This is a genomic window from Blautia sp. HCP3S3_D9 (genome assembly GCF_052063845.1).
Classification (GTDB): Bacteria; Bacillota; Clostridia; order Lachnospirales; family Lachnospiraceae; genus Blautia_A.
On sequence record NZ_JBQHWS010000005.1, the window covers coordinates 1 to 19,967 of the forward strand.

Annotated in this window: 21 protein-coding genes and 2 pseudogenes; all 23 read right to left on the reverse strand. The window is 46.0% G+C overall.

Annotation, left to right across the window (positions count from 1 at the left end):
* Nucleotides 1–5 precede the first annotated feature (5 nt).
* Nucleotides 6–95 (reverse strand): annotated as a pseudogene (locus tag ACTNES_RS02140) (Maff2 family mobile element protein); the annotation flags it as partial.
* Between the two features lie 206 nt (nucleotides 96–301).
* Nucleotides 302–2,059, reverse strand: a complete 1,758-nt coding sequence (locus ACTNES_RS02145; RefSeq protein WP_441038432.1) for a VirD4-like conjugal transfer protein, CD1115 family — start codon at nucleotides 2,057–2,059, stop codon at nucleotides 302–304.
* Complete coding sequence (locus ACTNES_RS02150) at nucleotides 2,056–2,538, reverse strand: PcfB family protein (RefSeq protein WP_227147443.1); 483 nt, start codon at nucleotides 2,536–2,538, stop codon at nucleotides 2,056–2,058. The genes ACTNES_RS02145 and ACTNES_RS02150 overlap by 4 nt, the downstream gene beginning before the upstream one ends.
* A gap of 18 nt (nucleotides 2,539–2,556) precedes the next feature.
* Nucleotides 2,557–3,192 (reverse strand): DUF3846 domain-containing protein, encoded by a 636-nt coding sequence (locus ACTNES_RS02155; protein ID WP_441038433.1) that lies wholly within the window; start codon nucleotides 3,190–3,192, stop codon nucleotides 2,557–2,559.
* 10 nt (nucleotides 3,193–3,202) lie between these two features.
* Nucleotides 3,203–3,709 (reverse strand): hypothetical protein, encoded by a 507-nt coding sequence (locus ACTNES_RS02160; protein ID WP_195230505.1) that lies wholly within the window; start codon nucleotides 3,707–3,709, stop codon nucleotides 3,203–3,205.
* A gap of 13 nt (nucleotides 3,710–3,722) precedes the next feature.
* Nucleotides 3,723–4,631 carry a ParB/RepB/Spo0J family partition protein gene (locus tag ACTNES_RS02165; protein ID WP_441038434.1) on the reverse strand — a complete coding sequence of 303 codons (909 nt, stop codon included), beginning with the start codon at nucleotides 4,629–4,631 and terminating at the stop codon, nucleotides 3,723–3,725.
* Nucleotides 4,564–4,710, reverse strand: coding sequence for a hypothetical protein (locus tag ACTNES_RS02170; RefSeq protein ID WP_158574624.1), 147 nt, complete (start codon nucleotides 4,708–4,710; stop codon nucleotides 4,564–4,566). Before ACTNES_RS02170 ends, ACTNES_RS02165 begins: the two co-directional genes overlap by 68 nt.
* On the reverse strand, nucleotides 4,707–5,552 hold the full coding sequence (locus ACTNES_RS02175) for an ATP-binding protein (protein WP_227147434.1): 846 nt from the start codon (nucleotides 5,550–5,552) through the stop codon (nucleotides 4,707–4,709). Before ACTNES_RS02175 ends, ACTNES_RS02170 begins: the two co-directional genes overlap by 4 nt.
* The gene (locus ACTNES_RS02180; protein WP_227147431.1) at nucleotides 5,549–6,223 is read right to left on the reverse strand and encodes a helix-turn-helix domain-containing protein; all 675 of its coding nucleotides are present in this window, start codon (nucleotides 6,221–6,223) and stop codon (nucleotides 5,549–5,551) included. Before ACTNES_RS02180 ends, ACTNES_RS02175 begins: the two co-directional genes overlap by 4 nt.
* Nucleotides 6,204–6,371, reverse strand: coding sequence for a hypothetical protein (locus ACTNES_RS02185; protein WP_227147426.1), 168 nt, complete (start codon nucleotides 6,369–6,371; stop codon nucleotides 6,204–6,206). The genes ACTNES_RS02180 and ACTNES_RS02185 overlap by 20 nt, the downstream gene beginning before the upstream one ends.
* Nucleotides 6,368–7,198, reverse strand: coding sequence for a phage antirepressor KilAC domain-containing protein (locus ACTNES_RS02190; RefSeq protein ID WP_227147424.1), 831 nt, complete (start codon nucleotides 7,196–7,198; stop codon nucleotides 6,368–6,370). The genes ACTNES_RS02185 and ACTNES_RS02190 overlap by 4 nt, the downstream gene beginning before the upstream one ends.
* Before the next feature lie 357 nt (nucleotides 7,199–7,555).
* Complete coding sequence (gene rpsI, locus ACTNES_RS02195; protein ID WP_008705974.1) at nucleotides 7,556–7,948, reverse strand: 30S ribosomal protein S9; 393 nt, start codon at nucleotides 7,946–7,948, stop codon at nucleotides 7,556–7,558.
* Nucleotides 7,949–7,965: 17 nt separating this feature from the next.
* Nucleotides 7,966–8,394: a 50S ribosomal protein L13 gene (gene rplM, locus ACTNES_RS02200; RefSeq protein ID WP_291804602.1), complete on the reverse strand. Its 429-nt coding sequence runs from the start codon at nucleotides 8,392–8,394 to the stop codon at nucleotides 7,966–7,968.
* A 490-nt stretch (nucleotides 8,395–8,884) separates the two neighbouring features.
* Nucleotides 8,885–9,625, reverse strand: coding sequence for a tRNA pseudouridine(38-40) synthase TruA (gene truA, locus ACTNES_RS02205; RefSeq protein WP_291804600.1), 741 nt, complete (start codon nucleotides 9,623–9,625; stop codon nucleotides 8,885–8,887).
* Between the two features lie 273 nt (nucleotides 9,626–9,898).
* The gene (locus ACTNES_RS02210) at nucleotides 9,899–10,702 is read right to left on the reverse strand and encodes an energy-coupling factor transporter transmembrane component T family protein (protein ID WP_291804598.1); all 804 of its coding nucleotides are present in this window, start codon (nucleotides 10,700–10,702) and stop codon (nucleotides 9,899–9,901) included.
* A 233-nt stretch (nucleotides 10,703–10,935) separates the two neighbouring features.
* A pseudogene (locus ACTNES_RS02215) lies at nucleotides 10,936–11,781 on the reverse strand (energy-coupling factor transporter ATPase); the annotation flags it as partial.
* On the reverse strand, nucleotides 11,772–12,617 hold the full coding sequence (locus ACTNES_RS02220; RefSeq protein WP_441038435.1) for an energy-coupling factor transporter ATPase: 846 nt from the start codon (nucleotides 12,615–12,617) through the stop codon (nucleotides 11,772–11,774). The gene ACTNES_RS02220 and the pseudogene ACTNES_RS02215, both read right to left, overlap by 10 nt.
* A 27-nt stretch (nucleotides 12,618–12,644) precedes the next feature.
* Nucleotides 12,645–13,250: a ribosome biogenesis GTP-binding protein YihA/YsxC gene (gene yihA, locus ACTNES_RS02225; RefSeq protein ID WP_008705985.1), complete on the reverse strand. Its 606-nt coding sequence runs from the start codon at nucleotides 13,248–13,250 to the stop codon at nucleotides 12,645–12,647.
* Between the two features lie 63 nt (nucleotides 13,251–13,313).
* Nucleotides 13,314–15,629 carry an endopeptidase La gene (gene lon, locus ACTNES_RS02230; RefSeq protein WP_291804592.1) on the reverse strand — a complete coding sequence of 772 codons (2,316 nt, stop codon included), beginning with the start codon at nucleotides 15,627–15,629 and terminating at the stop codon, nucleotides 13,314–13,316.
* Nucleotides 15,630–15,649: 20 nt separating this feature from the next.
* Nucleotides 15,650–16,966 carry an ATP-dependent Clp protease ATP-binding subunit ClpX gene (gene clpX, locus ACTNES_RS02235; RefSeq protein ID WP_026649519.1) on the reverse strand — a complete coding sequence of 439 codons (1,317 nt, stop codon included), beginning with the start codon at nucleotides 16,964–16,966 and terminating at the stop codon, nucleotides 15,650–15,652.
* A gap of 75 nt (nucleotides 16,967–17,041) precedes the next feature.
* On the reverse strand, nucleotides 17,042–17,623 hold the full coding sequence (gene clpP / locus ACTNES_RS02240) for an ATP-dependent Clp endopeptidase proteolytic subunit ClpP (protein WP_008705991.1): 582 nt from the start codon (nucleotides 17,621–17,623) through the stop codon (nucleotides 17,042–17,044).
* Between the two features lie 95 nt (nucleotides 17,624–17,718).
* The gene (tig, locus tag ACTNES_RS02245; protein ID WP_291804574.1) at nucleotides 17,719–19,005 is read right to left on the reverse strand and encodes a trigger factor; all 1,287 of its coding nucleotides are present in this window, start codon (nucleotides 19,003–19,005) and stop codon (nucleotides 17,719–17,721) included.
* Between the two features lie 252 nt (nucleotides 19,006–19,257).
* Nucleotides 19,258–19,818 carry a DJ-1 family glyoxalase III gene (locus tag ACTNES_RS02250; protein ID WP_441038436.1) on the reverse strand — a complete coding sequence of 187 codons (561 nt, stop codon included), beginning with the start codon at nucleotides 19,816–19,818 and terminating at the stop codon, nucleotides 19,258–19,260.
* Nucleotides 19,819–19,967: the final 149 nt, after the last annotated feature.

Sequence of the window (19,967 nt, forward strand, 5' to 3'; positions counted from 1 at the left end):
CGTCAGATGTGTATAAGAGACAGGATACCGAGACCGGCACCCAGTGCGATGACGAGGGTCTGAAGAACGGTTACTGCGCTGTTGAAAAATGCCATAAATGTGTACCTCCTTGTACGCTGCGCCCTTGTGGGCTGATGAATAGTGATTTTCCATCTGCATGTGCACCTGCAAATGGGCAAACATATAGCCAGGTCTCCAATTTCAATCAGGAACCTGGCTATGTAAAGAGGCGGCAGCTCGCCGCCCCTTCTTATTCTGTTGTCAGCAGCGCGCCCATGACACCTTCGTCACTGGAACAGCCTTACTTCACACGATCTGCATCAACCACTTCATACTTATCACCGGGCTTGAGCTTCAGCCGATGGTCGAGAAACGCCTCGATGCTGAACGTGTTTTTCTTATCAGCACCGGCAGTGAGCTTGTAGTTCGGATGTTGGGTCAGATCGTATTTATCTGACTTAAACGGCCTGACACCGCGCAGCTGCAAAATGCACTTTCCGCCATCCAACACAGCCAGTTCATCCACCGAAGCCAGGTCATGCCCAACCTTCTGATAATTGGTGCCGTAGGATGGGCTGTTGCCTCTGGTATCGGAAGTGTTGTACAGATCAATCGTTTCTTTCCCCAGTGCCTGATTCAATTCTTTTAGCGTAGTCGGCTCTGAACCACCAAGAAAAATACGGGAATCCATATTGCCGATGATGGTATCGGCATTGTCCTTGTAGATTGCCTTCAACTGGCTCTGTGCCTGAAGTACCAGACATGCCGAGATTTCTCTTGATCGGATGGTGGCTACCAGCTTTTCCAGATTCGGAATCTGACCAATGTTCGCACACTCATCAATCAGGCAGCGCACATGCACCGGCAATCTGCCGCCGTAAACATCATCCGCTTTCTCGCACAGCAGGTTAAACAGCTGTGTATAGATCATCGAAATCAGGAAATTAAAAGTCGGGTCTGTATCGCTCATAATGAGGAACAGAGCCGTTTTCTTGTCTCCCACCGTATCCAGCGACAGCTCATCGTACATGGTGATATCGCGGACTTCCTCAATATCAAAGGGAGCCAGACGTGCACCGCAGCTCACAAGAATCGACTTTAAGGTCTTGCCCGCCGCCAGCTTGAACTTGGCATATTGACGGACAGCAAAGTGGTTCGGCTTCTTCTTTTTCAATGCTTCAAACATCTGATCCACTGGATTCTGAAAGGTTTCATCATCCTCGCGCACTTCCATCGCATTCAGGAATTCAATCAACGTTGCAAAGTTCTGCTCTTCCAGCGGTGCCTCATAGTGGATATAACCAATCAAAGCACAATACAGCAAGGTCTCTGCCTTCGTCCAGAATTCGTCACCGGCCTTGCCGTCTCCCTTGGTGTTGGCAATGAGCGTTGTGGTCAGCTTCAAAATATCCTTTTCGCTGTGAATATACGCGAAGGGATTATAATGCATCGACTTTCTGAAATTGATGGTGTTAAAGATCCGGATGCTGTATCCATTCTTCAAAAGGGCTTGTCCGCAGTCGATTACGATATCGCCTTTCGGGTCAGTGACCACGTAGGAACTGTGACATTGTAAAAGGTTGGGTTTAAGCCAAAACCTCGTCTTGCCGCTGCCGGAACCGCCGACCACCAGCACATTTTTGTTTCTGGCATTTGCCGGATTCTTCGGACGATTTCCCATCATCAGCCGCTCCGTCCGGGTCAGAATCACATTGTTTGCGAACACCGGATCTTCAAACGGCTCGATGTCTTTCTGCGTACCCCACCGGGCAGAGCCATACTCCATGCCATGACGATATTTCTTGGCATTTTTGCCTTTCAGATACACAGCAAGCCGCAGACCCGCTCCGCAGCACACACCAATCAGCAAATCCAGCGGATGCAGACTTGGCATCGGGTTGGAAAATGCTGCACCCAGGGCAGAAAGAAAGCCGAGGAGCTTTTCATACATGTCTGCGCCCTCGGCAATTCTCCACGCTTCTCCCAGATTGGTACATACAAGACCGGCAATGAAGTACGGCAGGTTCAGGATCAGCAGCTTTTTGGTCTTATTACTCATAGATCACGCTCCTGACTTTTGTGGCGAACCTTATCCGGCAGAATTGTAGCAACCAGCTCTTTGAGCTTGTTAAGCTGCTCCAGAACACTCGGTTTTTCCTTTGCTTTCAGCTTGCGGTTGGTGAATTCCTCAAAAGCGGAAGTCAGTGCATCCGCATCCTTCGCCTTAAAGAACACCGTGTACTTGGGTGGAATCACATTTTGGTCTTTCGTAATGGCATAATCCACACCGTATTTCCGCGCCACCTGCTCAAATCCTTTCAAATCCGTTTTCTCAATGGGGATACTGCTGACTCCCTGATTCTGACCGATCAGTTCTTTGATGCTCTGCTTTCCAACCGGCAACTGCGATGTTTTCTGAGCCACCTTCGCCTGATGGTGCCGTTTCCAGGCATTATAGCCATTCACGATGGTGCGAAAGGTCAGTTTCGTGGTGCTGATTGCCAGATTGACTGTACGATTTTCAACTTCTTCCTGCATGAATATCCGCCTCCTTCCTTACAAACTATCCAGGTCCGGTGCCAGTTTGCTCTTTTCCTGGGGCTTTGCAGCCTTTTCCTCCATCTTCTTCACCATGTCATCCGGAACCGGAATCGCCATGATGCTGCGCCCCATACGAACGAACATCTGGGGCTGATGGAACTGCTCCTCAAATTTCTGCATTTGCTCCGAAGTCAGAGAACTAAAGTCATCCTCTGTCAGCCCAACCACCAGAAAATCACCGGCATAAATGTCCTGCATATCCCCGTCTTCGGTGTAAATAGCACGGTTCAGCGGGAGGCCATTGATTTTGCCGGATTCATTCAGAATAATGGCCACTTCATCCTCAAATGGATAGGTTACTTCAATATCCCCGCCAACCATTGCCTGCAAATCTTCCAGCTCCGTGCCAACACTGATTTTCTTCGGATAGGCATTGGGCTGTACCAGCAACACATCCATTGTCCTGGTCTCTGCCAATTCATGTTCTCCCACGGTCTTGAAGTCCACACCGGTGAAATCGCTGGAATCCAGAACATAGTCCTGGTTATTCCACGCCTGCGTCACCATGCGTTCCGCGTCTTCCTGTGAGGCAGCTTCCACGGAAACCTTTCTCTGGAGAGTTTCTGTAATCTCCACATCAAATTTCTTCATAGGCACCTCCTTAGATCAGGCGCAATGCCGGAACCAACTCGCCGCCAATGGAAACCACCGTCAGGTTTTCGTTCACATAGTCGATGGTACGTTCCAGCGTAAACAGATTGATGCTGCATTCGTTGCCGTTCTGGTCGATTTCCGAAACTTCCGCAGCTCCCAGCAGATAGCGGGTTCTGTCAGTCTCGATCACATCGCTCTTATCATAATGGAGAAGCAGTTCCCCATCTGCCACCAGATCAGCCTCCATCTCATCGTAAACATCCTCAAAGATGTCTCGACTGCCGTCCTCGGTCAGAAGCTCGCCGCCAGCCCCCGGCAGGATCACCATCACAATGCGCTCCTTCGGGTGATCTTCACGGATTGCCTCCAGCATCACCCAGTTATGAAGCATCGCAATGGACTTCTCAAACATGGGATCATCCATCGGATTCGGCTGCGATGCACCATTCGGGCAGTTCTTGCAATCCATGCTGCACACTGCGTTGTTCTGATTCTTCTTAAAGTTCATCATCATAAAAGTCTCCTTTTTATCGTTCCATATCTCGTTGTTTACTTCGCTGCCATTTTTCCAGCAGCCGGATAATCGTGTCCTGCATCTGCTTCGGCGTATAGGATTTCGGGAAATACTTCCGAAGAACCTCGTTTTTTATCGTCACATGGTCAAGCTCATCCTTTTTGATTTCATTCATCACTTCACACATGGCATCCAAGGTACAGCCGCCCTCCTGCGAGAGCTTTTTCAGCCGCTGTGCCTGCGACAGAGATGGAGATGCCTGTGCATAGTCCATTGCTTCCAGAAATTCTTTCTGTTCAGACGGTTTCAGATAGGAAAGCTCTACCGCCGGATTGAAGGCGATTTTCTTCTCATCCACCATATCCAGAATTTCGGGAATCAGGTTGGTAAGGCGGATATAGCGTTTAACCGTATCCTTACTCATTCCAACAGCTTCGCCAATAACCTCCGTAGACAACTTCGGTGCAAATTGCTCCGAAGTCAAATCTTTTCTCTGACCTTGATGCTTCATCGCTTCCAACTTCATCTTGTAGGAAAATGCTCTCTCACTGGGAAGGATATTCTCCCGCTGCAAGTTGCTGTCCACCATAAAGATGATTGCCGCATCATCGTCCATTTCCTTGACGATGACCGGCACTGTCTCCAAACCTGCCAGCTGCGCTGCATGAAGCCTGCGGTGTCCTGAAAGAATTTCAAATCCGCCTTCCGGATCAGGCCGGACAATCAGCGGTGATACCACACCGATCTGCTTGATGCTCTCCACGGTCTGTTCCATCAGCTCATCGTCCAGCACCTTAAAGGGATGACCTTCAAAGGGATGCAGGTCAGAAAGCGGCATCTCCGTCCGTTGCTCCTTAGCCGCAGCGTCGGCAGCTGAGCCACTGCGGTTTTCTGTTGTAATACTGGTTTTTGCTTTTGCCATTCAGCTTCTTAACCTCCTTCCAGCGGTGATAGATGTCATTCTTGCCTGCGAAAAACGCCTTTTTTGCCTTGCACTTCATAGATCAAGTACCTCCTTAACGATCTGCTGTTTTTCTTTTCCAATACTTTTTCTGCGGTCTTCTCCGCTGATTCGCACCGGCGTACACATTTCCAGAATCCTGCTGTAAATCCGGGCATATGCCACATCCTGCGGATTGCGGATTTCAGCAATCTTCAGATTGGTTGTGATAATGACCGGAAGCCCGGACTTATACCGCTCATCAATAACAGCGTAGACCTGCTCCAGCGCATATTCGGTGCTGCGCTCAATTCCCAGATCATCCAGAATCAACAAAGAATAGTTGGAAAACGAAGCGATATACCGGTATCGCTCTTCCGAATACATGGCACCCATCTGGTTCAGGATCTTGGAGAAGTTCGTCATCAAAACCGGAATGCCCTGCTCCAGCAGCGCATTGGCAATACATGCCGCCACAAAGGACTTTCCGGTTCCGACATCTCCCCATAACAAAAGGCCAAGGTTTTCAGCCTTGACCTTTTTCCACTGCTCCACATAGCGTTTTGCCATCTGGATATCCTTGTTGTCTTCTGCAACGGCAAAATTCCATTCCAGAAGATGCTTTTCCTGAATCCCCGTTGCTTTCAGCTGTCTGATTTTACGCTGCCGCTCCACCCACTCATCCTGGCGTTTCTTTTCCGCCATTGCCTCTTGCTGGCATCTGCAAAGGCAGGGAACAATCTTGTCTCTACCCCAGAGCTTTACCCTGCACTGCACCGGCGTGTGGCAGTTCCGGCAATACAGCAGTCCGTCCTCGCCCTGGTATTCCCGCTCTCCGGGTTCTTTCGGCGTAAAGAGCGAATCCAACGCTGCATTCAAAACTTCAGGCACCATGTCGCTCATAGGCTGTCTCCTTCCTCAAATGTGTAGTCTGCCGGGTTATACTTCGGCTTTTCTCTCTTCGCCCAACTCCGGATTGTGGCAAGGTGATTTTTGTATCTCCTGCCGGTGGAGGCCATATACTCAGAGAGCCGCTCCACCCGCATCTGATAATCTCCTGGGAACTCCTGCCTGAGCTTGCCGTATTCCGTATCGGAGAGAAGAACATTTCCGTATGAGCCATACCGATGCTGGATTTCCTTCTTCTCTCTTTTATTGATTGTTTCAGTACTTGTTCTATTAGTACTTAATTGCGCGGGATTTTCCGTAACCGGTGTGTCCGTATCCGGATTTACCGTATACGGCTTTTCCGTACACGGTGATTCCGAACACGGCTTTTTCCTTGGCATCTCATAAATCACATACTCCGCTCTGCCCATCCGACCGTTGCTCTCACGCTGCTGGTTCCTTTCCAGATACCCAAGACGCTCCAGCTCCTTCAGAGCCGTAAGCACTCCATCTACGCCATCCGGCGTAATCGAAGATAACCCCCGTACCGAATAGTTCCATGTGTCTGGCAAACTGAGCAGCATGGAGAGAAGTCCTTTTCCTTTCAGGCTGAGACCCTGATCCCGCAGGTGGTAATTGCACATCGTTGTGTAATTGCTGTTTTTCTCAACCCTGAATACCGGCATGGTGCTCACCATCCTTTTTCGCAGGCTCCGCTTTCTTCTTCGGACATTTGCGCGGACGAGCTTCGCTGTCCTCCCGGCGATGGTATTTGCCGGTATCCTGCATCATGCGTTCAAACGCCTGAAGGCGTCCCTCTGTAAAAAGCGTCATTCGATCACACCCCATTTCTTAAACAACTTGAAGAGATGATTCTTTCCCTTGCAGGTCACTCTCGTCTGCTGCACCAGCTTTCCGCTTCTGCCGTAGCAATCCCGGACAATAAAATAGCCCCTTGCAGATTTGTCTGCAAAAGGCATCAGCCAGCCGCTTGGACTGCGGTACAGATAGCGATGATCCAGTAAGAGAGCCACTGCCGTCTTCTCCGGGATTCCGATTTCCTTACAGAAATTCCGGATGCAGGTACAATCCTCCGAGTTCACAAAGGTGTCGAAGTAGTCTGCCTTGGGCTGTGCCGCATCCAGCTGTTTGCGGATACCCTCAAGCTGCTCCCTCTCGGCTACAAGCTCCTGTGCCAGGGTGTAGATGACCTCCGGATGCTGAATCACCTGATCCAAAATGAAATCGCTCATATACACACCATGCTTGCGGATAGAAGGGAGAACTTCATCAAACACCCAGTGTTCAAATCGTTCTGCCGATGGCAGCTTGCTGTGAACGATCAGCCGGTAAACATCACCTTCTGTGATAAAGGCGATTTCAACGACCTGCTCTCCAGCATCCCCATACTGATTCACCTTCTGAACGACCCCCTCGCGTTTCGTTAGGGGGCCTCTGCAATGGCGTTTCACTGCGGCGTAGGGATTCACATACCCCAACGCTTTCGCCACGTCGCTTGCACAGAAGAAGGTCTTGCCTGCCTCCTGTAACAAACGGATCGAACCAAACTCCTGGTTCTCAAACACCTCCATCATCTGCCTCGACTGTCCGCCATGACTGCCCACATCGGTGTCATGGGTCTTCTGATTGAAATCCGTCATACCTGTTACCTCCTACTCAAATTTGTCTCGCCGGATTTCGGGCAAAAAAAATAGAGCCTCGACCCATTCTCGTTTTCAAAGAATGAGCCAAGGCTCTATGTAAATCAGTCAAGTATGTGTTCGTCCGTCGATGGCAAAATTGGACTTCATTTGCTCCTATTGTCCACCAGTAATTTAACCCATAAGAGGTCAAAATGGGCTTGTCCACCAGTAATTTGACCACTATAAACCCATAAATTTCCGTTCAAATTCCATCAAAACCGAACAGTCCAGGCAGAATTTTGGGTATAGAAAAAGCCCGGAAAATAGCGTATTTCCGGGCTTTTTGAAGCATTTTGATACAGTTTGAACAGCTGATTATCTCTTGCTGAACTGAGGAGCACGACGTGCTGCCTTGAGGCCGTACTTCTTACGTTCTTTCATACGTGGGTCACGTGTTAAGAATCCAGCAGCTTTCAGAACTGGTCTGTAGTCGTTGTCTGCCTGAAGAAGGGCTCTTGCAACGCCGTGTCTGATAGCACCAGCCTGTCCTGTGTATCCACCACCGTGAACGTTAACTAATACGTCGAATTTGCCTTCTGTTTCTGTTGCAGCTAAAGGCTGACGAACGATAACTTTCAGTGTATCTAATCCAAAATATTCATCGATATCTCTTTTATTGATTGTGATCTTACCGGTTCCAGGTACAAGATAAACTCTTGCGATTGATTTTTTTCTTCTTCCTGTTCCGTAGAATTTTGCGCTAGCCAATGTTTTCTACCTCCTAATTAAAATGTTAAAGCTTCTGGTTTCTGAGCTTCATGTTTGTGTTCCGGTCCTGCATATACGAAAAGTTTCTTGTACATGCTTCTTCCTAAAGGTCCTTTTGGAAGCATACCTTTAACTGCGAGCTCGATAACTCTCTCAGGTTTCTTTGCTAACATTTCTTTTAATGTGGTTTCTCTCATTCCACCTACATAATCGGAGTGATTGTAGTAGATTTTCTGGTCTAATTTCTTACCTGTAACTTTAATCTTGTCAGCGTTAACGATAATTACATAATCACCTGTGTCTACGTGTGGTGTAAACTGTGGTTTGTTCTTTCCTCTTAAAACGCTTGCTACTCCGGAAGCCAGACGGCCAAGAGTACATCCATCAGCGTCAACTACATACCATTTTCTTTCGATTTTATCTGGATTAGCCATATAAGTCTGCATGGTTTTACCTCCTGTTATTTATCAACGATAGTTTAATTAACCGCGGAATTTCCCGCGAATATAAGTTATTGGAAACGCCGGTGCTAAAAATGCGGAAATGTCCGAAACCGCTGATAAATACTTTCGCCTGGGCTATTTGGCTTAAGCATCTCGCACTACGTCACATTTGGTTATTATATTATAAGGGTTCTGTTCTGTCAATAGTTTTTGTGTCGTTTTTTCAACTTTTTTCGTTACTCCCCCGTTTTCATTTTCCATATCCATTGTTGTAAAAAAATTGCATGCAATATCTCAGTCACTCGGTCTGAAAAAATACAGCATGCAATAATTTTTATATTTTGTTTCAGTCAGGCAAGTCCTATGCTTCAATAAAAAAGCAATGAACAGAGACCTGCTTGTATCGGGAGGAGTGCAATCTTATCCTGATATACTGTCGGACAATTATTCGGTTATACGCAAGCAGCAAAGCGAATAATCATCTGCTTAACTATCAATCAAAAAATTCAATCCCCATCAATGTCAGTCCCTGTGCCGGAGCCGTCGGACCTGCCATTTCACGGTTGCAGGCTTCCAGGATTGTCTTTACTCTCTCCGGTGGATACTGGCCGTTTCCTACTTCGATCAGAGTTCCGGAAATGATGCGGACCATGTTGTAGAGAAATCCTGTTCCTGTTACGCGAATGGTTACGATATCTCCGTCACGCCATACGTCTATTCCCGTTACTGTACGGATAGTTGTTTTTACCTGCGCTTTTGCACCGCAGAATGAAGCAAAATCATGCTGTCCAATCAGGTATGAGGTTGCTACTTTCATCTTATCTACGTCCAGTTTATAGTGGTAGAAATATGTGTATAAGCGCTCTGTCGGAACCGGGAATTTGCGGTTCAGGATGCGGTATTCGTATGTTTTCTCACTGTCGCAGTAGCGTGGATGGAAATCCGGCTCTACTTCTTCGGAGAGTTGAATGCGGATATCTTCCGGAAGACGCTGGTTCAGTGCATAGGAGATCTTTTCTCCCGGGATGCGTGTGTTGGTGTCAAATACTGCCACGTTTCCCATAGCATGAACCCCTGCGTCTGTACGGCTTGCACCGATAGTTTCTATTTTCTCGCCGAGAAGCTCAGACAGTGTATCATTTAATACCCCCTGTACGGTAATTCCGTTTGGCTGCGTCTGCCAGCCGCAGTAGTTTGTGCCGTCATATGCAACTACAAGGCCAATTCTTTTCATCTGTTTTCCTCCATAAAATATTGAAAAACTTGTCTATAAAAACTCCATAAATAATGCAAGCGAAGCAGTTCAGCAGAATGTAAAAAAGAAAAGTATCTCTAGGCATGATAATGTGTAACAGCCAAAAGTACACCACGTAGTCACACTCTGCTGAACCGACCTACAGTATTTTATGAAATTGCTATACTAAAATAAACAATATGCTGTAACCCATTTACTCCGGATTACAGCATATAAAATATCATTATAAATCAGTAACTGTTCAGTCCCTTCTTAGATTCCCACGATTCTGAAAATAATGGCAATCGCCAGATAAGCAAACATCACCACATACGCAATATAATCTCTCGACTGATACTGCAGTGGTTTCATCTGGGTTCTGTTGTCGCCGCCGTGGTAACATCTTGCTTCCATTGCCATTGCCAGATCGTTGGCTCTTCGGAAAGCTGAGATGAACAGCGGTACCAAAAGCGGAATCATGTTCTTGGCTTTCTGGACCAGATTTCCGTTTTCAAAGTCTGCTCCACGGGCGATCTGTGCTTTCATGATCTTGTCGGTTTCTTCCAGCAGGATCGGGATGAATCTTAATGCGATGGACATCATCATGGCAATCTCATGGATCGGTACATGAAGCTTATTCAGTGGTCTGAGAAGTCGTTCCAGACCGTCTGTGAGCTGATTTGGTGTTGTTGTCAGCGTCATGATCGAGGAACCGATCACAAGATAAGTCAGGCGGATTGCCATTCTTCCTGCCAGTTTCAGGCCCTCTTCTGTGACATGCAGGATTCCCCACTGCCAGAGGACTTTTCCCGGAGTCAGCAGAATGTTGAATACTACTGTGATCATAAGCAACATTACAATTGCTTTCAGTCCCTTGAACATGAATTTCGGCGGGACTTTAGAGATAATGATCATACCTGCCAGAAATAAAGTTGCTACTGCATATCCTGGAAATGTATGGAATACAAATACGGAGATAATAAATACCATTGTACCCACCAGTTTTGCTCTTGGGTCCATTTTGTGGAGAATAGAGTCGGCAGGATAATACTGTCCTAATGTAATGTCTCGGATCATGCTTCCTCTCCTCCCTTATTCTCTTCTGGTGCAGCATACATTTTATCTGAAGCTTCATTTTCAGCATTTAAAACTTCATTTTCAGCTTCTGAATGAGCATCTTTCTTCTCATCCTCTGTCAGATCTGTTTCCATCTCACTGATCAAAGTCTCTGTTTCTACAGTTACTGTATCTGATGATTTCTCATTCAAATGCGTCTGTTTCTCAGAATGCTTCAATTTCTCTGGTGCTGTTTTTCTCAACACTTCCAGAATATTCTCTTTTGCTTCCTCCACCGTAGTCGCAGTCACATCCACATCAAGCCCCTTTTCCTTCAATGCATGCATGATATAAGTGATCTGCGGTGCTGCAAGTCCCATGGCTTCCAGCTCTCTATAATGGGCAAATACAGCCTTCGGAGCGTCATCATATGCAATCTCTCCGTCGTTGACTACGATCAGTCTCTCCGCATATTTCGCGATATCTTCCATACTGTGGGATACAAGGATAATGGTAATTCCTCTTACTTTATGAAGCTCTGCGATCTGGTCAAGGATGTCATCGCGTCCTTTCGGATCCAGACCCGCTGTCGGTTCATCAAGGATCAGGATCTTCGGGTTCATCGCCAGAACTCCGGCAATGGCAACTCGTTTCTTCTGTCCGCCGGAAAGCTCAAATGGAGATTTGCTGTAGTTCTCTTCCTTAAACCCTACATGCTCCAGGGCTTTCTTCGCTTCCACTTCTGCCTCTTCTCTGGATAATCCCTGATTCATCGGTCCGAAGCAGACGTCAGAGAGCACGTCATTCTCAAAAAGCTGATGCTCCGGATACTGGAACACCAGGCCTACCTCGCTTCTCAGAGCACGGCGGTCATATTTTTCTCCCCAGATATCCTCTCCGTTATAGGTAATGGTACCGGAAGTCGGTCGAATCAGTGCATTGAAATGCTGGATCAGAGTGGATTTTCCACTTCCTGTATGCCCGATGATTCCGATAAACTGTCCATCCGGAATCGTAAGATTTACGTCTTTCAACGCATGGATCTCATATGCAGTTCCCGGACTGTAGGTATAAGTTACGTTCTTTAATTCTATAGACATAAGGCATTCACCAGCTCCTCTGTAGTCAGTATTCCTTCCGGAATATCCACTCCGGCTTTATGAAGTTCATGTGCCAGAAGTGTTACCTGCGGCACATCCAGTCTGTATTCTTTCAGAGTTTCCACCTGGGAAAATATCTCCCTTGGTGTTCCCTGCATCACCACTTCTCCGCTGTCCATAACATAAACCTTGTCTGCACGGACAACCTCTTCCATATAATGTGTGATCAGAATGACTGTTACTCCCTCCTGTTTGTTAAGGTCACTGACTGCCTCGAGAACTTCCTTTCGTCCATTCGGGTCCAGCATGGCAGTTGGCTCATCCAGGATGATGCACTTCGGGCGCATTGCCATGACACCGGCAATGGCAACCCTCTGCTTCTGTCCGCCGGAAAGTTTATTCGGAGAATGATAACGGTAGGAGGCCATGCCTGTTTTCTTCAGGCTCTCATCTACACGTTCCCAGATTTTCTCTGTAGGTACGCCCATGTTCTCCGGTCCGAAACCTACGTCTTCTTCTACTACAGTTCCTATGATCTGATTGTCAGGATTCTGAAAAACCATGCCCGCTTTCTGGCGGACTTTCCATAGTTCCGGCTCTTTAGACGTGTCAATCCCATCTACCCATAATGTACCTTCTGTCGGAAGCAAAAGTGCATTCAAATGCTTGGCAAGAGTAGATTTTCCGGAACCATTATGTCCCAGAACAGCCACGAATTGTCCGGCTTCAATGTCCAGGTTTACATCATTGACGGCACGCTGCGTATCCTGCACGTTGCCGTCTTCATCATACTTGAGATAGTCAAATCCCAGCTTGAATGCCTTGATAATTCCCATAATATTTTTTGTCCTCGTATATTTTTCTCAGGCTTCTTCGGTAGCTGCCAGTCCGGTCAATTCGTCAATCAGAGCCCAGATTTCATCTCTTCCCTGCTTTGTCTCAGCGGAGAAAGGAATAATAATGCCATCTTTGCTCAGCTTCAGCCCTTCCTTGATTGCTTTGATATTCTTCTGAACCTGGCTTCGTTTGAGCTTGTCAAGCTTGGTCGCTATGATGATTGGCTCATAACCATTGTTCAGGATCCAATCATACATCATCTTATCATTTGCAGATGGATCATGACGGATGTCAATGAGAAGAAAAACTGCCTTAAGATTTTTGGATGTATGAAGATATCTCTCAATCATCTTGCCCCATTTTTCTTTCTCAGACTGTGAAACCTTTGCGTATCCATAGCCCGGGAGGTCTACCAGATACATGGCCTCATTAATATTATAAAAGTTAATGGTCTGTGTTTTTCCCGGCTGTGCACTTGTTCTGGCAAGAGATTTCCGGTTCATCAGCCCGTTGATCAGAGATGATTTTCCTACATTTGATTTTCCTGCAAATGCAACCTCCGGTCTGTTAGTATCCGGGAGTTTGCTGGTGATACCGCATACGATATCTAATGATACATTCTTAATAACCATTGATTTCCTCTCTTTTTTCACAACAAAGAGTCAATCCTGATCCAGACTGACTCTTTATTCTTTTTATGATACAAGTGCCTTATTCAGTACTTCTTTCATAGAACTTACAAATGTGATCGTAAGTCCGTCTGTGATTTCCTTATCTAATTCCTGAATATCCGGCTTATTCTCTGCCGGTACTAATACTTCTTTGATCTTTGCATATTTTGCTGCAAGAAGTTTCTCTTTTAAACCGCCGATCGGAAGAACTCTTCCTCTCAGTGTGATCTCACCGGTCATTGCAAGGTCTGCCCTTACCGGCTTCTTAATAATTGCGGAAAGGATTGCAGTTGCCATGGTAATACCTGCGGATGGTCCGTCTTTTGGTACTGCCCCTTCCGGAATATGCACATGAATATCGTTTTCCTGAAAAAATTCCGGCTCAACTTTATAGTCAGAGGCAATGGAACGAATGTAAGTAATACCTGCCTGTGCAGACTCTTTCATAACATCTCCCAACTGTCCGGTAAGCATCAGCTCACCTTTTCCGGGCATTACATTGACTTCAATCTGCAGTGTATCGCCGCCCACCTGTGTCCAGGCAAGCCCGCGGGAAATACCAATCTCATCTTTCTTATTTGCCATAAGATAGTTAAAATGCTCTTTTCCAAGAAAATCTGACAGATTCTTTGAAGTCACTGTAACTTTCTTTTTATCTTCTTCCATGATCAGACGTGCAGTTTTTCTGCATATCTGTCCGATGGTTCTCTCCAGGTTTCGAACTCCGGCTTCTTTTGTATAATTGTTGATGATCTTCTTAAGAGCCGCTGACTGGATTGTCAGTTTACCTTTCTCGATACCGTTCTCTTCCATCTGCTTCGGAATCAGATGTTCCTTTGCAATATGTTCCTTCTCATTCTCAGTATAACCTGCGATCTCGATCAGTTCCATACGGTCAAGAAGTGGTCTCGGAATGCCCTGAACATCGTTTGCAGTTGCAATAAACAGTACTTCTGAAAGATCCTGTGGAACCTCTATATAATGATCCATAAATCTACTGTTCTGTTCCGGATCAAGCACTTCAAGAAGTGCCGCAGAAGTATCTCCTTTATAATCACTGCTGGTCTTGTCAATCTCATCCAGAAGCATCAGAGGATTGCTCACTCCTGCCTGCTGCAATGCTGCAGTGATCCTTCCCGGCATTGCTCCTACATAAGTCTTTCTGTGGCCCCGGATCTCAGCCTCATCTCTCACACCGCCCAGACAGATACGTACATATTTCTTATGCATTGCTTCTGCAATCGATCGGGCAATGGAGGTTTTACCTGTTCCGGGAGGTCCTACCAGACAAAGGATCGGACTTTTTCCCTTATGTGTCAGTTTGCGGACGGAAAGGAACTCCATCACACGCTCCTTCACATCTTTCAGACCGTAATGACCTTCCTGAAGTACTTTCCATGCTTCTTTCAGATCATCAGAATCTGTGGATTTCTTCTCCCACGGAAGTGCCAGCATGGTCTCAATATAACCACGCAGTACTGCATTCTCGGATACATTGCTGTTGGTATTCTTAAATCTCTCGATTTCTTTGCTGATCTTCTCTTTTACCTCATCGCCGGCCTGAAGTTCCTGAAGTTTCTTCTTAAACTCCTCTGCGTCATCCGCAGTATTATCCTCACCCAGTTCCTCACGTATCAGTTTCAGCTGCTCTCTGAGAATATATTCTCTCTGATTATTATCAATTCTGGCCTTCACTTTTTTCTGGAGATCTCTGCCAATCTGCATGATCTCAATCTCATTTCCAAGGATTGCACCCAGAACTTCATAACGTTCCTCCAGTGTAAGTGCCTCCAGGATCTTCTGCTTATTCTGATAAGATAAAGGAATATTTACGGCAATCTGCTCAACCAGTTCCTCAACATTATCTATATTTAAAATCTGTGCTACCAGCTCTTTGCTGACTTTTCCATTTTCCATGCAGTATCTGTGGAATAATTCCTTAAGGCTTCTGTGCATGGCTTCCATCACTGGTTCCGGCATCTGCATTTCTTCTTCATCAACAGGTGTGATCTCACTTCTGATAAACGGAAACTCCTGCTCAAATTTCACAAGTGTGGCTCTTCCCGTTCCCTCTACAAGTACCCGCAAAAGGTTCTGCGGAAGTTTCACAACCTGTTTGATATAGGCAATGGTTCCTACATGATATACACCTGCCAGATCCGGTGATTCCACCTCAGGATCAATCTGAGTAACCAGAAAAATCTTCTGGTCATGAAGCATGGCAGCTTCAATCGCCTTGACAGAACGCTCCTTGCTCACATCAAAATGAACGATCATCCCGGGAAGGATGGTAGTCCCCCTGAGAGCGATCGCAGGCAGCACTATATTCTGATTTGTCATTTATTGTTCAGTCCCTTTCATCAGGCTGTTTCCGGTTTATCCTTCTTGTGTGTCCGGGACGTTCTTCTGCTTCCGGCTGTCTTCGCCTGTGCAGGAGCTTCTCCGCGGACGATCTCCGGCTCACCGGTGCCATCTACTACATCTTTGGTAATTGTACACTTGCGAATCGTGTCATCTGACGGAATCTTATACATCAGATCCATCAGTGAACCTTCCATGATCGCACGCAAACCTCTGGCTCCTGTCTTACGTTCCAGAGATTTCTTTGCGACCAGTTCAAGTGCATCATCTTCAAAATCAAGTTCAACACCATCCAGTTCAAATAATCTGTGATACTGTTTGGTAAGTGAGTTCTTCGGCTCTTTCAGAATACTGATCAGCGCATTCTCATCCAGCGCATCCAGAGTTACAACTACCGGCACACGACCGATAAACTCAGGAATCAGGCCGAATTTGATAAAGTCTTCTGGCATTACATCCTTCAGGATTTCACCCACATTTCTGTCTTCCTTAACAGAAACCTCTGCACCGAAACCGATGGACTTGGTATCCTGTCTGGACTCAATGATCTTCTCGATTCCGTCAAAAGCACCGCCGCAGATAAACAGAATATTTGTTGTATCAATCTGAAGAAACTCCTGATGAGGATGCTTGCGGCCGCCCTGAGGCGGAACACTTGCCACTGTACCTTCCAGAATCTTCAGAAGTGCCTGCTGCACACCTTCACCGGAAACATCGCGGGTTATGGATGGATTCTCAGATTTTCTTGTGATCTTATCAATCTCATCAATATAGATAATTCCGTACTGTGCACGTTCAATATCATAATCTGCTGCCTGAATGATCTTGAGAAGAATATTCTCAACATCCTCTCCTACATATCCGGCTTCTGTCAGTGTGGTAGCATCTGCAATAGCAAACGGTACATTCAGAAGTCTGGCAAGTGTCTGAGCCAGCAGAGTTTTACCTGAACCTGTAGGTCCAAGCATCAGAATATTACTCTTCTGAAGCTCTACATCAGAATTTTTTGACGCAAGAATTCTTTTATAGTGATTATAAACAGCAACGGAAAGAGCCTTTTTTGCTGCATCCTGACCAATTACATAATCATCCAGAACTGCATGGATCTCTTCCGGTTTTAACAGATTAATATCAGAATTCAAAACCTCGTCATCATAAGGATTTAATTCTTCCTCCATGATCTCTGAGCAGATGCCAATGCACTCGTCGCATATAAATACTTTACCATCCGGACCTGCGATCAGTTTTCTTACCTGATCTTCTGTCTTCTGGCAAAAGGAGCATCTTACTTTTCCTTCTCTCATTTTTTCTGCCATGAATTTATGTCTGTCCTTTCTCTATACTAACTAATAAGACTCCTGTGACGATTCACAGGAGTCTTATCTTTCGCATTATTTATGCATGACTACACCGTCAATCAGTCCATATGCCTTTGCTTCTTCAGCAGTCATATAGTTGTCCCGGTCTGTATCACGCTCAACAACTTCTATCGGCTGACCGGTATTTGCAGCCAATAACTCATTTAAAGTTCTCTTTGTCTGTGCGATATGATCTGCCACGATCTGGATCTCTGTTGCCTGTCCCTGCGCACCGCCGGATGGCTGATGGATCATGATAGTGGAATGCGGAAGAGCAAATCTCTTTCCTTTTGCACCGCCTGCCAGAAGAAAGGCACCCATGCTGGCAGCCATTCCAAGACAAATGGTAGAAACATCGCATTTAATATACTGCATGGTATCATAGATCGCCATGCCGGCTGTTACGGAACCGCCCGGGCTGTTGATATACAGCTGAATATCTTTACCGGGATCTTCTGCTTCCAGGAAAAGAAGCTGTGATACGATCAGTCCTGCACTCACATCATTTACTTCCTCACCAAGAAAAATGATTCTGTCCTTCAGAAGCCTTGAATAGATATCATAGCTTCTCTCTCCCCTGCTTGTCTGTTCAATGACATAAGGTACTAAACTCATATAAACGCCTCCATTTACGCGGCTGACTTTTTTCCGAAAGAGGTAGACATCTGAGCCTGTCTCTTTCCGGTTCTTAAAATTCGATTACTTTAAAATTAAACTTCCTTAGCAGCGTCAGCGATAACAGTAACTGCTTTCTGTACAGCCATGTCTTTCTTCATCTGCTCAAGTTCGCGCTCTCCAAGTAATTCTTTTAACTTGTCAGCTTCCATTTTGTATGCTTCAGCCATCTTGGAGATTTCTTCATTTACTTCTTCCTCTGTTGGCTGAATGTTCTCAACTTCTGCTACTTTCTCAAGAACCAGTCTTGTCTGGATTCTCTTTAATGCCTGTGGTTTCATGTCTTCCATCATCTTTTCAGCTGTCATGCCTGTGAACTGGAAGTACTGATCCATGGATAATCCCTGAGACTGCATTCTTCTGCTGAAGTCGTCAAGCATCTGACGGCACTGTGTCTGAAGCATAGCTTCCGGAATATCCATCTGTGCGTTTTCGATTGCTTTATCTACTGCTGCATCTTCTTTTGCACGTTTTGCTTCGTTTTCTTTTCTTTCTACGAGGTTTGTTTTAACGTGTTCTTTGTACTCTGCAAGTGTATCGAACTCAGAAACGTCTTTAGCAAAATCGTCATCCAGTTCTGGAAGTTCTTTTGCTTCGATCTTCTTAACTGCGCATTTGAAGATTGCTTCTTTGCCAGCAAGTTCTTTTGCCTGATATTCTTCTGGGAATGTAACTTTTACGTCTACATCATCGCCAACTTTAGCGCCAACAAGCTGATCTTCGAATCCTGGGATGAATGTGTTGGAACCAAGTGTCAGAGGATATTCTGTAGCCTGTCCGCCGTCGAAAGGTACTCCGTCAACAGATCCTTCGAAGTCGATTGTTACAACATCCTGTAACTGAGCTCCACGGTCTTCTACGTTGATTGTTCTGGAGTTCTTCTCCTGCTCTTTCTTAATCTCAGCGTCTACGTCTTCGTCTGTTACGTTGATCTCAGTCTTCGGTACTTCTACACCTTTGTAGTCACCTAATGTAACTTCTGGTTTAGTAGCTACCTCAGCTGTGAAGATGAGTGCTTTTCCCGGCTCAGCCTGTGTGATGTCGATTGTTGGCTGGGAAACGATCTCAAGTTCGCATTCTGCTAATGCTTTGCTGTAGTGTTCCGGGATCAGAGCGTTAACAGCATCTTCAAGGAATACTCCTTTTCCGTACATCTGCTCGATCATTTTTCTTGGAGCTTTTCCTTTACGGAATCCTGGGATGGAGATTCTTCCTTTAGCTTTCTGATATGCGTTCTGCATAGCTTTCTCTAAATCTTCAGCGGCAACTTCGATAGTAAGTTTAGCCATGTTTTTTTCCATTTTTTCCACCTGTAAACTCATGTTACAATGTTCCTCCTTAATTTTCAGGTTATATTTTGCGACTGGTTTTTCAGCTGCGTTATTTCATTCACAGTTTTTACCTATTTCTATATATTCAAGTCTAAGCTCCGCTCCCACTGTTTCCTTTTTTAGTAGAAGCGGGAGACCTCTCTATAACTTAATTATATATTTACAGTCATTGTAGCAGTATAGCACAAAAAATATAAAAGTGCTAGTGTTTTTTCGCATAAAAATAAGGGTTTTGGGGTGTTTTTAGCAGGAATACACTACTGATTCTGCGATTTCTTTTGCTTTTTCGTCATTTTCGAGCTGAGCGATCAGGGAAAGTGCGAAGTCTACGGCTGTTCCGAGGCCTCGGCTGGTGGTTATGTTTCCGTCAACCACTACGCTGTCTTCGCTGGTCTGAGCGCCGTCTTTGGCGATGACTTCCATGAAGGATGGGTAGGATGTGGCTTTTCTGCCTTTGAGGAATCCGAGTCCGGAGAATACGCTTGGTGCTGCGCAGATAGCGGCGATTTTTTTGCCTTTGTTGTTGAAGTCTGTCAGGAGGACGGTGAGAGGTTTGTAGGCTGCGAGGTATTTGGTTCCTGGCATTCCTCCCGGGAGGACAAGCATGTCGGCATCGGTGAAGTCAGTTTCAGCGAATGTGGTGTCGGTGAGCATGGTGATGCCGTGAGATGTCTGAATCTGGGTGGTTTCTTTGATGGATACGGTTTTGATGTCGATTCCGGCGCGGCGGAGAAGGTCTACTACGGTTAAGCCTTCGATGTCTTCGAAACCGTCGGCGAGGAAGATGTATACTTTTTTACTCATTTTTAGTGCCTCCTGATTGGTTTATTTTTGTAAGATTTTTATCTTGTTTTTCTGAAATGGATTATAGCATTTTTTCTGGATAGTTACAATGTTTGTTTGAGTTGCGTAGGGACGCGCGAAGCCCTCTGTCTCCTGGGGTTCACACTGGG

Bases quoted from the DNA above. Each gene is read 5' to 3' on its own strand.
- ACTNES_RS02210 (WP_291804598.1), bottom strand. From the start codon at position 10,702: ATGATCCGAGACATTACATTAGGACAGTATTATCCTGCCGACTCTATT.
- ACTNES_RS02170 (WP_158574624.1), bottom strand. From the start codon at position 4,710: ATGAAGTGCAAGGCAAAAAAGGCGTTTTTCGCAGGCAAGAATGACATC.
- truA (WP_291804600.1), bottom strand. From the start codon at position 9,625: ATGAAAAGAATTGGCCTTGTAGTTGCATATGACGGCACAAACTACTGC.
- ACTNES_RS02145 (WP_441038432.1), bottom strand. From the start codon at position 2,059: ATGAGTAATAAGACCAAAAAGCTGCTGATCCTGAACCTGCCGTACTTC.
- ACTNES_RS02185 (WP_227147426.1), bottom strand. From the start codon at position 6,371: ATGACGCTTTTTACAGAGGGACGCCTTCAGGCGTTTGAACGCATGATG.
- tig (WP_291804574.1), bottom strand. From the start codon at position 19,005: ATGAGTTTACAGGTGGAAAAAATGGAAAAAAACATGGCTAAACTTACT.
- lon (WP_291804592.1), bottom strand. From the start codon at position 15,629: ATGACAAATCAGAATATAGTGCTGCCTGCGATCGCTCTCAGGGGGACT.
- ACTNES_RS02160 (WP_195230505.1), bottom strand. From the start codon at position 3,709: ATGATGATGAACTTTAAGAAGAATCAGAACAACGCAGTGTGCAGCATG.
- rplM (WP_291804602.1), bottom strand. From the start codon at position 8,394: ATGCAGACTTATATGGCTAATCCAGATAAAATCGAAAGAAAATGGTAT.
- clpP (WP_008705991.1), bottom strand. From the start codon at position 17,623: ATGAGTTTAGTACCTTATGTCATTGAACAGACAAGCAGGGGAGAGAGA.
- ACTNES_RS02175 (WP_227147434.1), bottom strand. From the start codon at position 5,552: ATGAGCGACATGGTGCCTGAAGTTTTGAATGCAGCGTTGGATTCGCTC.
- ACTNES_RS02220 (WP_441038435.1), bottom strand. From the start codon at position 12,617: ATGGGAATTATCAAGGCATTCAAGCTGGGATTTGACTATCTCAAGTAT.
- ACTNES_RS02190 (WP_227147424.1), bottom strand. From the start codon at position 7,198: ATGACGGATTTCAATCAGAAGACCCATGACACCGATGTGGGCAGTCAT.
- ACTNES_RS02250 (WP_441038436.1), bottom strand. From the start codon at position 19,818: ATGAGTAAAAAAGTATACATCTTCCTCGCCGACGGTTTCGAAGACATC.
- clpX (WP_026649519.1), bottom strand. From the start codon at position 16,966: ATGGCAGAAAAAATGAGAGAAGGAAAAGTAAGATGCTCCTTTTGCCAG.
- ACTNES_RS02155 (WP_441038433.1), bottom strand. From the start codon at position 3,192: ATGAAGAAATTTGATGTGGAGATTACAGAAACTCTCCAGAGAAAGGTT.
- ACTNES_RS02150 (WP_227147443.1), bottom strand. From the start codon at position 2,538: ATGCAGGAAGAAGTTGAAAATCGTACAGTCAATCTGGCAATCAGCACC.
- yihA (WP_008705985.1), bottom strand. From the start codon at position 13,250: ATGGTTATTAAGAATGTATCATTAGATATCGTATGCGGTATCACCAGC.
- ACTNES_RS02165 (WP_441038434.1), bottom strand. From the start codon at position 4,631: ATGGCAAAAGCAAAAACCAGTATTACAACAGAAAACCGCAGTGGCTCA.
- ACTNES_RS02180 (WP_227147431.1), bottom strand. From the start codon at position 6,223: ATGCCGGTATTCAGGGTTGAGAAAAACAGCAATTACACAACGATGTGC.